The organism is Vibrio hepatarius, from assembly GCF_043642085.1.
GTDB classification, from domain to species: Bacteria; Pseudomonadota; Gammaproteobacteria; order Enterobacterales; family Vibrionaceae; genus Vibrio; species Vibrio hepatarius_C.
On sequence record NZ_JBHZSA010000006.1, the window covers coordinates 214202 to 229608 of the forward strand.

The window sequence follows — 15407 nt, forward strand, 5'->3', positions numbered from 1 at the left end:
TATTGCTAAATACAAGAACGGTTATACCGAAACTTACCGTGACAAGCGGCGAAGTCGTGACTTGGCTAAGTATAGTGAGCTTCGGTATAAATCATTATTATCTTAAGAGGATTCAACATGCGCATCATTCTTCTAGGTGCTCCAGGTGCAGGTAAAGGCACACAAGCTAATTTCATCATGGAAAAATACGGTGTTCCGCAGATCTCTACTGGTGACATGCTACGTGCTGCTATCAAAGCAGGTACAGAGCTTGGTAAGCAAGCTAAAGCTGTAATTGACGCTGGTCAGCTAGTTTCTGATGAAATCATCCTTGGTCTAATCAAAGAGCGTATTGCTCAAGATGACTGCGAAAAAGGTTTCCTACTAGACGGTTTCCCACGCACTATCCCACAGGCTGACGGCCTTAAAGAAATGGGTGTTGACGTAGATTACGTTATTGAATTCGACGTTGCTGATGATGTGATCGTTGAGCGTATGGCTGGTCGTCGTGCTCACCTACCATCAGGTCGTACTTACCACGTTGTTTACAACCCACCTAAAGTGGAAGGTAAAGACGACGTAACGGGTGAAGAACTCGTTGTTCGTGATGACGATAAAGAAGAGACAGTACGTGCGCGTCTAGGTGTATACCATGATCAAACGGCTCCACTAATCTCTTACTACGGTAAAGAAGCTGAAGCAGGTAACACTAAGTACCTTAAGTTTGATGGTACTAAGCAAGTTGCTGAAGTTAGTGCAGATATCGAGAAAGCACTAGCATAAATCGCTAACAGCGATTTTTGAAAATTTGTTATAGTGAAAGCGACCTTTATTAGGTCGCTTTTTTTATGTTCGCGCTTTGATCCATGTTGGACCTTTTCACGTAAAGAACGATTTGAGTATTGATAGGAACCTATGCAAAACAATAAAAAACAAGGTGTGTTACTGGTTAATTTAGGGACACCTGATGAAGCAACTGCTCCAGCAGTAAAACAATTCCTTAGTCAATTTTTGCATGATAAGCGTGTTGTTGATATGACCCGCTGGCTATGGTGCCCAATCTTACATGGTGTCATTTTGCCGATTCGTGCGCCAAAGGTTGCCAAACTTTATCAGTCGGTTTGGACGGAAGAGGGCTCTCCTCTTATGGTGTACTCAAAACGTCAGGCTGAAAAGTTAAAGCAGCTGGTGGATATGCCAGTTGAGTTGGGCATGACTTACGGTAATCCAAGTCTGCAAACAGGGGTTGAATCACTGCTAGCTCAAGGGGTTGAGGAGGTAATCGTGCTGCCTTTATACCCGCAGTATTCCGGTACCACAACGGCAGCAGTCTCTGACGGTTTGACTAAAGCATTTAAGAAGATCCCAGTTACGCCAAGTTTTCAGTTTATCCGTGACTACCATGACCATCCCACCTATATCAAAGCACTAGCAGAAAGTGTCAAATGCTCATGGCAAGAGAAGGGAAAGGGTGACTACTTACTCTGTTCTTACCATGGTATTCCAAAGCGCTATGCTGATAACGGTGATATTTACCCTCAGCACTGTCAGCGCACGACAGAACTATTGGCACAAGAGTTAGGGTTAACTTCAGAGCAAATCGGAATGACTTACCAATCTCGTTTTGGACGAGAGGAGTGGTTACAGCCATACACAGATAAAACCTTAGAAGCACTACCTACCAAGGGGATAAAAAAGCTTGATATCATGGCACCTGCCTTTTCCGTTGATTGTTTAGAGACATTGGAAGAACTTTCAGAAGAGTGCCGTGAGATCTTTATTGAGCATGGGGGAGACACTTTCACATATATCCCGTGCTTAAATGACGATGAGCTTCATTTAAAGATGATGGCAGAGGTAACTCGCTGTCACTAAGTGATAAGTTTTCGTTTGAGAAGGCTGCCGTGAGGCAGCTTTTTTTATGCCCATGGTTTGCTGAGTCAAAAGTGTTAAAGGATTCGTATTGATCATGCTTATATTGAAGTGATCGAGATCTCATTATTATTATTGAAAATTAAGTGGAATCTAAATCCGGTGTGACCCAGACCCATATAGTTATACGGTATAAGGATGGTAGTGTGATAACGATCACTTCTCGTCATTTTTGATATTTTTACCTTTATTTAAGTCATTGAAAATAAAGAGTTAAATTTCTTTTCCGTTTTTGACGGTGAGCCATGTCTCACTAAGTGGGTATTTATTTTTCATTGGAAAATAATTCTTGCAGTATGAAAAGCAAGCCAGGGAGGCAAACCTTCTTTGCGGTCAATGGTAAAGAATTACCGGAATAAGAACCGCGGCGACTTTTGATATATTAAGGCAGATTCTAATGAAAACACTATTTACGCTAAGCGCACTTTCTCTTGCTTTCGCTTCAACGGCATTCGCGGGTTCTTCATACGTAACAGGTAACGTTCAATTCCATGATGATGGTCGTATCCACGGCTCTAGCGCGACTTCAACACTAGAAGCTGGCCATACTTTTGATAACCAGTTTGGTGGTCTAACAGTTTACACTGAGTTTGATGGTATTCAGCTTGGTAAACTTGAAACTGAAAATGGCGGTGCAGGTAATACTACTCCAGCGATCACCGTAGGTGGTGAGCAATCATTTAACATCACTGATAACCTATGGGTTGCGGCTGGTTACCAGCACCTATTCTCAGCGGGTGAAAACATTCAATACCGCCCATTAGTTAAAATTGGCTACAACTTTGACAACGGCATCTCTCTAAGCAACCGTACTCGTGCACACATTGATGCAACTGACGCTGATGCGAAAACAGATTACCGCATGGATAACCGCATTGGTTACGTAATGGATGAAAACGTAACGTTCAGCTACAACAACGTATACATGATTGAAGCTGAAACAATGGACCACGAGCTTCGTGCAACGTGGACGCGCCAAGGTGTTCAACCATACTTCGAGTTCCGCTCTCAGGCTCATGGCGCTGAAACGGTAACAGGCGATAGCCTAGTTAACAATGCATTCGTATTCGGTGCATCTTACGGCTTCTAAGTCCAACTTATTACTGTCCTAAAAAAGCCCAGCATCTGCTGGGCTTTCTTTTAGTCTTGATTGGTTGGGGCACAAAAACGCTCGACTCCTTGCCAAAGGATGCTATTCGGCATATGGATAGAACCAATATTAGCGAGCGCATCTTTCCATAGACCTAGGCAGGCAAATTGTTTGTTTTCGCTGGTGTAGTGTTCGAGCACCTGAGTGGCAGGTAGAGTAATGGTTAGTGCTGCTGTAGCTTTAAGATAATTACTTAAGTACTGCTCGATGTTGTGTGTTTTATGACTAATGTTCGCTTGTAGCATCAATATTAACGCGTTACTTGGTATTTCAGCGACATATTCTCTTTGTAGCATCTGCAGGCTTTTCTCTATGTCTCCAGCACGATAGGTGAGAAGGGCCAACAACATGTGTAGTTCTGGAGAAGGGGGAGTTGTCTGTTTAACTTTATTAATCCATTGAGTAAGTACTTCTTCGGACTGAGTGCTGAACAACAGTTCCCTAGTATAAAAGCTGATCTCTGCGTCACTCATATCTTGGTTAACTAATTGTTCAAACTGGATTTCTGATAGCGTACTTAAGTCGGTTTTTAGATTCTGCTCTATCGATACAATCGGTTTAGGTAGTTTGAAATACTCGGTTAAATCGGAGTTGAGTCTGTTGATGGTCTCTACCAATTGCTGGCCGTTTAGCGTGTATATATTTCGCCACGCGACACGAGCTGAAGCTGAATGGTTAAGAATGACTTCAAGTTTGTCCGTATCGCTGTCATCTTTTATCAAGTTAAAGGTGAGTTTGTAGTCTGAATCATTAAGCGCATCAGAACCTGGGAAGTAGTCATGCTCGCTAAGACTCATTAAGTAGTAACTTGGCGAACGCATATTGGCCAAGTGGATGTAAGGAGAGTGGCTGTACGAGTGAAGAAGCAACACTTTGAGCTTGAGTGCGTCTCGACGTGTCGTCTGCTTAGATGAAGATATTTGATCAAGTAAGAGACGAACTTGAGGAACATATAAAGCCTGCCCCTTGGATTTAACTTTTACATCAAAGAAAGTATTTACTAGGGTAACTAGGATGGTAAGGCTAGCAACAACGAGCAGCGATAACGATAAAGTTTTTTTTGAAGAAGTTGGCTTCGGCGTGTTTTTTGCGATATTTTCGCAAGATACTCTAGAGGCTTTGTTGAATGGTTCGACAAGTTGGACGTGGCTTTGAGGTATGTAGTAACCTTTTTTGGGGTAGGTTACGATAAGCTTATTTGAATCAATATCAGGTATGTTTTCGCGTAAAATATTACGTAGTAAACTGATTCGATTTGTTACCACATTTTTAGAAACATACTGACTCTCCCAAACCTGCGTTATAAACTCTTCAATAGAGGTTGGCTGGTTGATATTTGATAATAATACTTCGAGCAATGCGATATTGCGGGGCTCTAACGGGATATCTTTATTGCCATCGCTGAGCGTTTTACTTGCGGGATTATAAATTAGATTAGCGAAAGCAATAGCATTGCCAGTTCTTTTTGCTTCGTCAAGTAGGTCCATAGTTAGTATAGTGATGTTAAACGTATGCTCAGTATGTTACAAGAATAGCTTCATAACTAATAGCCTACCCAATGTTTTCCTAATGTTGGAAAGAGAGCTTGGTACTTAATAAGCACCAAGCTTGGCGCTTAAAACTTAAAAATGCCATTTATGAACGCAATGTTTGACTCTTTAAAGGTACCAAACTCAGCGTTTCCAAACTTGTGCTCATTGCCAACAAAATAGCTATAGCGATAGCCTGCCTCCATGCCAAGTTTGTTGGTGAACATATATCCGACTCCTGTATTTAAACCGTAAGTTACCCCTGAATTGCTACTAGTTATTTTTGAGGTTGAATTTAATAGTCGATGTTCTAATTCCAGTTCACTTTTATAGTAGCCAATCCTTGCTCCAGCCAATAGATAGAGGTTACTGGTTAGGTTGTAGGTGTAGTCCGCGCCTAAACCAAGCTGATGACCATTCAAAGTAAATGTTTCTGACTCTAAAAGCATGCTTTGTGTGTATTCTGACTCAGCATCAAACTGAAAGTATCCATAAGAGCGAAAGTTGTCATTGATGATAAAACCACCTTTAACTGCAAGGGAACCGACTTCATCCATGTCATGGATGATCGCATCATCACTCGGCACTGATGTGCTGGTGTTATATTTACCACCTGCCAGTTCAACGGCAATGTATGGCGAGTTAGCAAATGATGGCAAGGAAACGACAGCAGTTGCCGCAGCAATAAGTAGATGTTTACGCATATAGTACTCAAATGTATCCGATAGTAGTGTTTAACTCTGCATCTCTGGTTGTGTCGTCGATGCAGTTAGGCAATGGTGAACGCTAGAGAGCAGGGCATTGCTCAGCAGGAGGGAAAGTTATCTGAGGATAGAACAAAGTGCCAAAAACAAAACTACACGGAGTTAAACTTGATCTATATTTAGATCTATATTTTTGATTTTATGGGATAAATTTGCGCTTTCTTCAGTGTCACTGAATAAGAAAGCGCAGTCCAAATCTGATCAACAGATTTTGTTATTGGTTACCTTTATAGTGGCGGTATTCAAACACCTGACCTTTTTCATTAAAGGCGTACACTGAGTACTCATCTTGTTTGTCGCCATATTCCATACCTGGTGAACCCATTGGCATTCCTGGTACCGCAAGACCTTTCGCATTACGTGGTGGGTTTTCAAGGAAGGCTTTAATGTCATCGGCAGGAATATGCCCCTCAAAGACATAGCCATCGATCTCTGCGGTATGACATGAAGCTAGTTCAGTCGTTACGCCAAACTTTTGTTTAATCGGGTTCATATTCTCATGCAGTTTTTCTTCAACGGTGAAGCCAGCGTCTTGCATGTGTTTTGTCCATTCGGTACAGCAGCCACAGTAGGGAGACTTATGGTTAAGAACGTCAGCTGCGATGGCATTACCTGACAAAAGGAATAGTGCCGTAAGGGCGAAAGTTTTGCTTTTCATAGGAACCTCTACGAAGTTTTAAATAATCTTAATCGGTTAGCGTTACTAACCACGGTAATCGAAGAAAGGGCCATGGCAGCCCCTGCCACCACAGGGCTCAATAAAAAGCCAAATGTTGGGTATAAAACACCAGCAGCGATCGGAATTCCCAAAGAGTTATAGATAAACGCGCCAAATAAGTTTTGCTTCATATTTCGCACGGTTGCTTTGGAAAGTTCAATTGCTCTGATTATTGAAAGAGGTGATGAATTGAGTAGTGTCATTTGTGCACTCTCGATAGCGACATCACTGCCACTGCCCATTGCTACCCCGACGTTAGCTATCGCCAGTGCTGGAGCATCGTTGACACCATCACCGACCATTGCAACGCACTTACCTTGTCGTTGAAAACTTTCAACATGGCTAGCTTTCTCGTCGGGTAAGACTTGCGCAATTACTTGGTTAATTCCTAGCTGCATGGCAATCGCTTCAGCCACCACCTGGTTGTCACCAGTGAGCATCACAGGGACAATATTCATTGCTTTTAAAGCGGTGACGGCTTTTTTTGCATCCGTTTTGATTGGGTCAGCTATCGCTATCACACCTTTAACTACACCGCCCACTTGGACGATAATCGGCGTCCAGGCATTATTGAGATATTGCGTGAGAGTGGGGTGTAGCTCTTGGATATCCCATTGTTTTTGCTCGGCAACATTAAGTGATACTAGTGAGATAGGGCTATTGTCGTATAATGCTTCGACCCCTTGTCCTCGATGATTTTTAAAATCGGAGACATCTACGAGTGCGATGTTTTTCTCTAGTGCTTTATTAACGATGGCTTTTGCCAAAGGGTGCTCTGAGTATTGCTCCACGGAAGCGCTGAGTGAAAGAAGTTCCTGCTCATTTCCGCTCAAGGCATAGATAGCTTGGACTTGCGGCTTACCTTCGGTCAATGTGCCTGTTTTATCAAACACAACCGTATCTATTTTACTCGCTGATTGTAAAACATTGGCGTCACGGATCAGAATGCCCATTTCAGCCGCTTTTCCAACCCCAACCGTCACAGATAAAGGCGTCGCTAGACCCAGAGCACATGGACACGCGATGATCAAAACAGTGGTAGCGACGACCAACATATAGCTCGCACTTGGCTGAGGGCCAACTAAATACCAAACCAACGCCGAGATAAGTGCAATAGCGACGACGATAGGAACAAATACTGCGGAAATTTGATCGGCAAGTTTGGCAATTTTTGGTTTGCTGCTTTGGGCCTGGCGAACCATTGTGACAATGCGTGCTAGCATTGTATTGTTGCCAACGCCCTGAGCTTCAATAACCAGAGCTCCATCTTGGTTGATGGTGCCTGCTGAGACGGTATCGCCGATCTGTTTGTTAACCGGCACAGGTTCGCCTGTCAGCATTGACTCATCTAAATAAGATTCACCCGATTGAACACGTCCGTCTACAGGAATTTTCTCACCGGGTTTTACCCTCAGTTGCATACCAACTTGAATAGTTTTGATATCAATAACTTGCTCACCTTGATCGGTAACTAAATTCGCAGTTTGAGGCTGAAGGCCAATTAGCGCTTGCAGAGACAAGGTGGTCTTAGCTTTGGCTTTGGCTTCGATATAGTGGCCAAGGGAGATAAGACCGACGATCATGGCGCTTGCTTCAAAATAAACATGGCGCGATGCTACTGGGAAAAAATCAGGCACTAGCACAACCAGCATTGAAAATACCCATGCGGATCCAACACCTAATGCTACCAGCGTATCCATGGTAGCTCGTTTGTGAGTGAGTGCTTGCCACGCATTGACAAAGAATGAGCGGCCCGCTGTTGCAAGTAGCCAAAGACAAATCAGGCCGACAATCCCCCAAGCAACTTGGTCTTGGGAGCTGCGAATCATCATATTTCCGCCCAGCACTCCCCAAAGCATAAGTGGGGCTCCGACGGCTAAGCCAAACCAAGCGCTGCGTTTGTGGTGGGCTTGTATCAACGCTTGCTGTTGCTGCTGTTTTAGTTGTTGCGTTTCAGAGTCAGTTACAAGTTGCGCCTGGTAGCCTGCCTTAGCTATTGCAGGAAGTAGCAGGGCCTCAATTTGGCTGCTTGCTAATGCGCTATAAACAATCGCACTTTGTTCTGCGAGGTTAACTTGTACTTTATCTATACCAGCGACGCTGATTATTGTTTTTTCAACCGACGCAACACAGCTTGCGCAAGTCATGCCAGAGATCAGAAGCTGGTGGGTATGAAGTGCATCAATACTGTTGTTCTCTATCGATGAGGTTTGGAGTTCTTCTTCAGCTTCTTCTTCCGGAAGCTCATTTATTGTGGCTTGATAGCCAATCGATGCAACTAAAGCCTGTAGGGTTTCTAACGAATGTAGGGATGAGACTGAAAGTTCACTTTTTGAGGCGCTGAACTGACCGACATACGCATCCTCATTCAACGCTTTTTCGAGCTTGGCGACACATTTTCCGCAATTGAGTCCACTGAGGTGTAGCTGATAATGATTACCAGCTTGGTAGCCAAGTTCCTCTACTGACTTCTCTATATCAAGAAATGTTTGTGCGCTCTCTATTGAGATAAAGGTTGGTGAAAGCTCATAGACTGATGCATCAAGCTCAGAAGTGAGTTTATTCTCTACTTTTCTCGCGCACCCCATGCAATTGAGCCCTGATAGGGGAATATCAAACTTAGCCATAACCTTACCTGCATTAAAAGCGATGATGACTAAGCATAAACCTTAACTCAAGGGCAAGGTCAAACATTGATTATGCGAAAGTCAAAATCGTTAATCTTTGTTTTTTGCTTAGGACTTTTAACGTCTTTTTATGCGAGTCACCTCTAACTTTTTTATTGGTGAATATAAAGTTCCGTAAAATGTTCAAAAATTAATGAGATGTAGATAACGATTTTAGTGGGGAATTGGCAGTGTTTGGCTTGTTTTTTCTAAAATTAACGTTTTTTATGTTTTATGTTTTTGTTGTAAGTTGTTGATTTTTAATAGTATGTAAGAGGTTTGGCTAAGCCCGTTTTGAAGTGAGTCAGATTTTTCTTTGGATAGTTTTTTGAAGCAAAAAAAGTTTGCCAAGATGAACCCGTCCATAAATGGTTCTCCCCGTTAAATCATTCAGTTAGACGGTTTTCTGGGGAGTGCTAACAAAAAATAAATTCTTAATAATAGGGGTTAATCTTATGTCTCATTTCAAAAAGACACTGCTTGGAGCAGCTGTATCAAGCTTAGTTTTAAGTGGTGCTGCATTTGCTGATGGCGCAAATAGCGACGCTGCGAAGAACTACTTAACTAAAGATTCGTTTGCATATGAAGTCTACGGTATTATTGCGATGCAGGCCGCGTATCGCGATTATGACTCAGGTAGTAATGCGACTGATGATGATCTTGGAGGCATGCAGTTTAACAACGAATCACGTATCGGTTTCCGTGGTAAAAAAGACTTTGCTAACTTCGGACCAACGTTTATTTGGCAAATTGAAGGTGGCTATGTAGACCCAAGCTTTGGTGGTGAGGGTGCTGGTCTTGGTGAGCGAGATACGTTTGTCGGTTTTGAAGGTGAGTCGTTTGGTCAGGTACGTGTCGGTCGTGTATTGACACCTATGTATGAATTGGTTGACTGGCCTGCTTCTAACCCAGGTTTAGGTGATGTATATGACTGGGGTGGAGCTATCGGCGGTGCTAAATACCAAGATCGTCAGTCAAATACTGTTCGTTGGGATTCCCCAATGTACGCAGACAAGTTCTCATTAGACATCGCTGCTGGTGCTGGTGATAGCGCTGGTATGGGGGCTGGTGATGATTACTGGGGTGGTATTGCAGCTCATTACAAGTTAGGTCCAATCCAATTGGATGCTGCGTATGAAGGCAACCGTAATATTGAAGCTGAAGGTCAAACGTGGGAAAACAACAGTTACCTAGTTGGTGTCCAAGGTTGGTTCGAAAATGGTATTTCATTCTTCGCTCAATACAAATATATGGAAGCGGACGCAAATAACGGTGTTAGCGAGAAACAAGATGCTGTTTCTGCTGGCCTGATGTACACGACTGGTGATTGGCAGTACAAGTTAGGTTACGCAGCAAACTTCGACTTAGAACGCGATGGTCAAACAATCGACAATACGGGTGATGACGTACTATCAGCACAGATCATGTACTTCGTAGATCCATCAGCAGTACTTTACGCTCGTGCTCGTACGCTAGACTTTGGTGACGGTGCGTCTCAACTAGACAAACCAACAGAAGCACGCTGGAAGTCTGCTGACTACGATGAGTTCTCTGTAGGTGTTGAATACTACTTCTAATTTAGAAGTAGCTAAAAGGGCGGAAACGCCCTTTTTGTATTGATATCTATTCACATAAGCCATTGAAATGACCGGCCTGTTAGTTTCAGTGGCTTATCTAAATTGGTATAAGACGAGAAAACCATGATGAAAAAAACAACCACACTATTAGGATTTTGCGCACTACTTTCTGCGCCTGCATTTGCTGCTCAACTGACTCTGCAAGCGGAATTGGTTCCTCGCGTTATCAACGGTGAGTTCGTCTACCCTGAGTGGATCTCTGACAACAACAGTATCAAAGTTGAAGATGGCGCAAACCAACTGGCTGTGAATGTGGGTCAAATTGTGTTTGAAGATGGCAAGCGTCGTAAGTTCGATTCACAGCCGCTTTTATTAGAGTTTGATGCTCCGAAAGATGCTAAGTTAACGCTAACGTACAACAAGTTCCGTACCATTGAAGAAGCAAATGCTTTTGAAATGGACCCAAAACTGACGCTAAAAGACGCAAACGGCAAAGATGTTGATTTTTCTATGGTTCAACTGCGCAAAGGTGGCCTACAAGGTTTCCGCGATTACGAGCGTGAAGTGGCCGATTACAACAAGGCTATGAACAAGGAATCGACTAAGGCAAGTATCGCTGCTTCTCCGGCGGTAACCAAAACGTTGAAAGAATCGTTCCATGATTTAAGCCGTGAAGAGCAACAAGAGTTCATGCAGTGGGCGATGAAGAACTTAAAGTAACTTATTTCCAAATAGCGTAGTAAGAAACAGTCAGGGCAGTACCCAATAGGGTGTCTGCCCTTTTGCTATTTCTGCCATCAATCAGCACGGAATGATTGTAGTATTGACTTTCGGTGGTAAAATGTCGCCACTTTTATCCTTGATATATCATCGAGAGCTCTCTCGTTGCTCATTACCCTTAAGGAACTCAAATGACGGTTAAAACTCGTTTTGCTCCTAGCCCTACAGGCTACCTTCACGTTGGTGGTGCACGTACTGCACTTTACTCTTGGCTATATGCTAAAAGCCAAGGCGGTGAATTCGTTCTACGTATCGAAGATACAGATTTAGAGCGTAACTCTCAGGAAGCTGTGGATGCGATCCTAGAAGGCATGCAATGGATGGGTCTAGAGTGGAATGAAGGTCCTTACTTCCAATCTAAGCGTTTTGACCGTTACAACGAAATGGTTGATAAGCTACTTGCTGAAGATAAAGCATACAAATGTTATGCGTCTAAAGAGCTGCTAGATGAAATCCGTGCAGAGCAAGAAGCAGCGAAAGAGATGCCTCGTTACGATGCTAATCACCCAAAAATCGTTGCAGCTAATGCTGAAGCGAAAGAAGGCGATGCGTTTGTTATCCGCTTCCGTAACCCGAAAGAAGGCAGCGTAGTATTTGATGACCAGATTCGTGGTCGCATCGAAATTGCTAATAGCCAGCTAGATGACCTAATCATCCGTCGTACTGATGGCGCACCAACGTACAACTTCGTGGTTGTGGTTGATGACTGGGATATGGGCATTACGCACGTTGTTCGTGGTGAAGACCACATCAACAACACACCTCGTCAAATCAACATCTACGAAGCACTAGGTGCGCCAGTACCGGTATTTGCTCACTGTGCAATGATCCTAGGTGATGACGGTGCGAAACTGTCTAAGCGTCACGGCGCAGTTTCTGTTATGCAATACCGCGATGAAGGTTACCTACCAAATGCACTTAACAACTACCTAGTGCGTCTTGGTTGGTCTCATGGTGACCAAGAGATCTTCTCGCAAGAAGAGATGATCAATCTGTTCTCTCTAGATGCAATCTCTAAATCAGCGTCAGCGTTCAATACTGAAAAGCTACTTTGGTTGAACAACCACTATATTAAGACGTCTGCTCCTGAGTATGTGGCTGAGTACCTACAATGGCACCTAGATAACCAGAAACTAAACGTTGAAAACGGTCCGGCAATCACTGAAGTGATTAAGCTTGTGGGTGAGCGTTGTAACACGCTGGTAGAGCTAGCAGAGCAGATCCGTTACTTCTACGAAGATTTCTCTGAGTTTGAAGCAGGCGCGGCTAAGAAGCATCTACGCGGCGTAGCTAAAGGCCCATTAGAGCTTGCTCTAGCGAAAGTTGATGCGTTAGAAGAGTGGACAACAGCAAACATTAAAGAAGGTGTTATCGCCGCTGTTTGTGAAGAGCTAGAAATCGGCATGGGCAAAATTGGTATGCCATTGCGCGTTGCAGTAACAGGTGGTGGTCAGTCTCCATCTGTTGATGCAGTTATGGAACTTGTTGGTAAAGAGCGTGTTATTGCCCGTATCAAGATGGCAATCGCATTTATCGAAGAGCGTGAAGCGAACGCATAGTCTTCGTTCTCTCGATTAGATATCAAACCGCAGTTTAATACTGCGGTTTTTTTATATGTGTCAAAGAGTGCTTATGGTGGCTGCTACGTTCTAGTTAACTGATTATTTGTTCGCATCAGTTGGTGTTTTATTTTGAAAAAACCTCACTTAATCGAGTGTAATACTAATTTTGTTTGGGAAAGTACCTACAAAATATCGTCTTGAATTTAAGAAATTTTACTCTAGGCGCATTTTTTTTCGTGGAAAACGCAAAAAGTGTGAAGGCGCGCTAGCCCTTATGTGGCAAGAGCCGAGAGCGCTCCCTGAAACTTCTCTGACTTTAATGCAACTAAATGCTGACATTTCTCCCCTTTATTAATGGAACTGATCCTCTTTATAGTGCTCCCCGTTGGTTACATATAGTCACATTTATTGTTAGCTAAAGCACCGGATTAACCTGGAGCGAAATGACACATCAGGAAGTGAATGAATGGATCTCATCTCCACTTTGCTTGGAGAGATTGAGTGAAGGATCAAAGCTAAACGATAACGAAATTAATATTAAGTATTAAGGAAACAGTAATGAAAAAATTAGCAGCGGTAATCTCAGCGTCACTTCTTCTAGCATCTGCACCTTCAATGGCAGAGCTGTATGTTGGTGGTAAAGTCGGTAAATCATGGTTAGATGACGCGTGCACAACAGCTACAGCAAACTGTGACGACGAAGCATCGACAGCAGGTGTGTTCGCTGGCTACGAAATGTGGGACTTCCTATCAATTGAAGGTGGTTACGATTACCTAGGCAAATTCACTGCTGATGGCCTAAATGACGACAAAGTTGAAGCATTCACTTTAGCTCCTAAACTAAACCTACCTATTACTAACGATATCTCACTGTACGGTAAATTTGGTGGTGCGTACGTGAAATACGGCAACCAAGATGATTACTCTTACCTAGGTGCTGCTGGTATCGAATTCGATTCACATGAAAATGTGACAGTTCGTGTTGAATACCAAACAATTACTGATGCAAACAATGATCAAGTACGTGCTATGGGCAACAGCGCAACACTTGGCTTCGTTTACAAGTTTGGCGGCAGCGAAGAAGCGGCACCAGTAGCAGTTGTTGAAGAAGAAATGACAGAAGAAGTGGTAGTAGAAGAAACTCCAGCTGAACCTGTTGTAGAAACAAAAACATTTGAAACGCAACAACTAGGTACAGGTAGCTTTAAGCTAAACAGCACTGAGCTAAACCAAGACAGTGCAGCTCAACTAGACGAGTTAGTTGAGTTCCTAAACACTTACCCACAAGCTAATGTAGAGATCGTTGGTTACACTGATACTTCAGGTGCTGCGGAATACAACCAAGTTGTTTCTGAGAAGCGTGCACTGTCAGTAGCAAACGCTCTAGAAGAAAAAGGCATCGATTCTTCACGCATTACCGCTCGTGGTGAAGGTGAAAACAATCCGATTGCATCTAACGAAACTCGCGAAGGCCGTGAGCAAAACCGTCGTGTTGAAGTAATCGTTCCTGAATTTGAGTACCAAGTAGCTCAATAATAATTCAATAAATAACAGCGTCAGAAAAAAGCCTCGACTTAGGTCGGGGCTTTCTTATTTTTGAGAGCAAATATAGGAATATAATGATTTCCGTTCCATCGCTCATGTTTTATTTGATCTGATTATGCGTTAGTGTGCGTATGTGGACTGTCGGGTTCACATCACTCGTTGATTAGCGAGCGAAGGCGTAAATGGAAAACAATAAGGAAATACGCATGAAAAAATTAGCAGTGGTAATTTCTGCAAGCTTGATGCTGTCTTCAGTAGCAAATGCAGAGTTCTATCTTGGCGGCAAAGTTGGTAAGTCTTGGCTAGATGATGCATGTACTTCGGCAACCGCAAATTGTGATGACGAATCTATTACCGCCGGTCTGTTCGCTGGCTATGAGTTTATGGACTATCTATCACTTGAAGGTGGGTATGACTACTTAGGTGAGTTCACCGCAGATGGTATTGATGGCGATAAAGCCCATGCTTGGACATTGGCGCCGAAGCTGACGATTCCATTCAATGACACTGTCTCTCTATACGGTAAGTTTGGTGGTGCCTATGTCGAATATGGCGATAAAGATGATAACTCTTACTTAGGTGCTGTGGGTTTGGAGCTGAACTCTGATAGCAACGTAAGAGTCCGTCTTGAGTATCAACGTTTGACAGACGTTAACAATGATTTGGTTAAGGCGGCTGTCAATTCGGCGACCTTAGGTTTTGTTTACCACTTTGGTAATAACGACCAAGCGCAGCAAGAGCCTGTCGTTGTAGAAGAAAAGACGGAAGAAGTAGTAGAGGAAGTGGTTGTTGTGACTCCTGTCATCAAGAGCTATGCAACCAAAGTTGATTCTGGACACTTTGCATTAAACAGCACTGAATTGAAGCCAGAGAGTAAATCTCAACTTTCAGAGTTGGTTCAGTTTATGGAGCAATACCCTCAAGCAACTGTTGAAGTTACTGGGTATACCGACTCAAGTGGGGCTGCGGAATACAACCAAATGCTTTCAGAAAAACGCGCTCAAGCGGTGGCTGATGAGTTAGAGAGCCAAGGTATTGAAGCGTCACGCATTACCGTCAGTGGCGAAGGGGAAAATAACCCTATCGCTTCGAATGACACTCGTGAAGGTCGTGCTCAAAACCGTCGCGTCGAGATCACGGTACCGGGCTTCGAATACGAAGAAAAGTAGCGAAAGAAAAAAGCAGTTAAAAAGAAAAGCCTTGGC

At 43.3% G+C, this 15407-nt stretch carries 12 protein-coding genes; 8 read left to right on the forward strand and 4 right to left on the reverse strand.

Features of this window, described 5'->3' with window-relative positions; translation table 11 throughout:
* Positions 1-117 precede the first annotated feature (117 nt).
* The 3 genes from adk to ACHUFZ_RS14080 all read left to right on the forward strand — a co-directional run bounded on the left by adk (position 118) and on the right by ACHUFZ_RS14080 (position 3001).
* Positions 118-762, forward strand: coding sequence for an adenylate kinase (adk, locus tag ACHUFZ_RS14070; RefSeq protein WP_053441791.1), 645 nt, complete (start codon positions 118-120; stop codon positions 760-762).
* Positions 763-894: 132 nt separating this feature from the next.
* A complete protein-coding gene (gene hemH, locus ACHUFZ_RS14075; RefSeq protein ID WP_394127646.1) occupies positions 895-1854 on the forward strand; it encodes a ferrochelatase in 960 nt (319 codons plus the stop codon).
* 454 nt (positions 1855-2308) lie between these two features.
* Positions 2309-3001, forward strand: coding sequence for an oligogalacturonate-specific porin KdgM family protein (locus ACHUFZ_RS14080; RefSeq protein ID WP_394127647.1), 693 nt, complete (start codon positions 2309-2311; stop codon positions 2999-3001).
* 50 nt (positions 3002-3051) lie between these two features.
* Here ACHUFZ_RS14080 and ACHUFZ_RS14085 read toward each other — a convergent pair whose 3' ends face one another.
* The 4 genes from ACHUFZ_RS14085 to ACHUFZ_RS14100 all read right to left on the reverse strand — a co-directional run bounded on the left by ACHUFZ_RS14085 (position 3052) and on the right by ACHUFZ_RS14100 (position 8699).
* Positions 3052-4548, reverse strand: a complete 1497-nt coding sequence (locus ACHUFZ_RS14085) for a winged helix-turn-helix domain-containing protein (RefSeq protein WP_394127648.1) — start codon at positions 4546-4548, stop codon at positions 3052-3054.
* 128 nt (positions 4549-4676) lie between these two features.
* Positions 4677-5294 (reverse strand): outer membrane beta-barrel protein, encoded by a 618-nt coding sequence (locus ACHUFZ_RS14090; RefSeq protein ID WP_394127649.1) that lies wholly within the window; start codon positions 5292-5294, stop codon positions 4677-4679.
* 274 nt (positions 5295-5568) lie between these two features.
* Positions 5569-6012 (reverse strand): DUF411 domain-containing protein, encoded by a 444-nt coding sequence (locus ACHUFZ_RS14095; RefSeq protein ID WP_394127650.1) that lies wholly within the window; start codon positions 6010-6012, stop codon positions 5569-5571.
* 8 nt (positions 6013-6020) lie between these two features.
* Positions 6021-8699, reverse strand: a complete 2679-nt coding sequence (locus tag ACHUFZ_RS14100) for a heavy metal translocating P-type ATPase (RefSeq protein WP_394127651.1) — start codon at positions 8697-8699, stop codon at positions 6021-6023.
* Between the two features lie 494 nt (positions 8700-9193).
* Between ACHUFZ_RS14100 and chiP the strand changes: the two genes are divergently transcribed.
* From chiP to ACHUFZ_RS14125, 5 genes are all read left to right on the forward strand, one after another.
* Positions 9194-10315, forward strand: coding sequence for a chitoporin (gene chiP, locus ACHUFZ_RS14105; protein ID WP_394127652.1), 1122 nt, complete (start codon positions 9194-9196; stop codon positions 10313-10315).
* Positions 10316-10438: 123 nt separating this feature from the next.
* Positions 10439-11035, forward strand: a complete 597-nt coding sequence (locus ACHUFZ_RS14110) for a YccT family protein (protein WP_394127653.1) — start codon at positions 10439-10441, stop codon at positions 11033-11035.
* 191 nt (positions 11036-11226) lie between these two features.
* Positions 11227-12654 (forward strand): glutamate--tRNA ligase, encoded by a 1428-nt coding sequence (gene gltX, locus ACHUFZ_RS14115; RefSeq protein WP_394127654.1) that lies wholly within the window; start codon positions 11227-11229, stop codon positions 12652-12654.
* 561 nt (positions 12655-13215) lie between these two features.
* Positions 13216-14193, forward strand: coding sequence for an OmpA family protein (locus ACHUFZ_RS14120; protein ID WP_394127655.1), 978 nt, complete (start codon positions 13216-13218; stop codon positions 14191-14193).
* Between the two features lie 215 nt (positions 14194-14408).
* Complete coding sequence (locus ACHUFZ_RS14125; RefSeq protein WP_394127656.1) at positions 14409-15371, forward strand: OmpA family protein; 963 nt, start codon at positions 14409-14411, stop codon at positions 15369-15371.
* Positions 15372-15407 lie beyond the last annotated feature (36 nt).

Coding starts and splice junctions, on each gene's coding strand:
- ACHUFZ_RS14085 (WP_394127648.1), bottom strand. CDS start 4,548: ATGGACCTACTTGACGAAGCAAAAAGAACTGGCAATGCTATTGCTTTC.
- hemH (WP_394127646.1), top strand. CDS start 895: ATGCAAAACAATAAAAAACAAGGTGTGTTACTGGTTAATTTAGGGACA.
- ACHUFZ_RS14120 (WP_394127655.1), top strand. CDS start 13,216: ATGAAAAAATTAGCAGCGGTAATCTCAGCGTCACTTCTTCTAGCATCT.
- ACHUFZ_RS14080 (WP_394127647.1), top strand. CDS start 2,309: ATGAAAACACTATTTACGCTAAGCGCACTTTCTCTTGCTTTCGCTTCA.
- ACHUFZ_RS14095 (WP_394127650.1), bottom strand. CDS start 6,012: ATGAAAAGCAAAACTTTCGCCCTTACGGCACTATTCCTTTTGTCAGGT.
- chiP (WP_394127652.1), top strand. CDS start 9,194: ATGTCTCATTTCAAAAAGACACTGCTTGGAGCAGCTGTATCAAGCTTA.
- adk (WP_053441791.1), top strand. CDS start 118: ATGCGCATCATTCTTCTAGGTGCTCCAGGTGCAGGTAAAGGCACACAA.
- gltX (WP_394127654.1), top strand. CDS start 11,227: ATGACGGTTAAAACTCGTTTTGCTCCTAGCCCTACAGGCTACCTTCAC.
- ACHUFZ_RS14110 (WP_394127653.1), top strand. CDS start 10,439: ATGATGAAAAAAACAACCACACTATTAGGATTTTGCGCACTACTTTCT.
- ACHUFZ_RS14125 (WP_394127656.1), top strand. CDS start 14,409: ATGAAAAAATTAGCAGTGGTAATTTCTGCAAGCTTGATGCTGTCTTCA.
- ACHUFZ_RS14090 (WP_394127649.1), bottom strand. CDS start 5,294: ATGCGTAAACATCTACTTATTGCTGCGGCAACTGCTGTCGTTTCCTTG.
- ACHUFZ_RS14100 (WP_394127651.1), bottom strand. CDS start 8,699: ATGGCTAAGTTTGATATTCCCCTATCAGGGCTCAATTGCATGGGGTGC.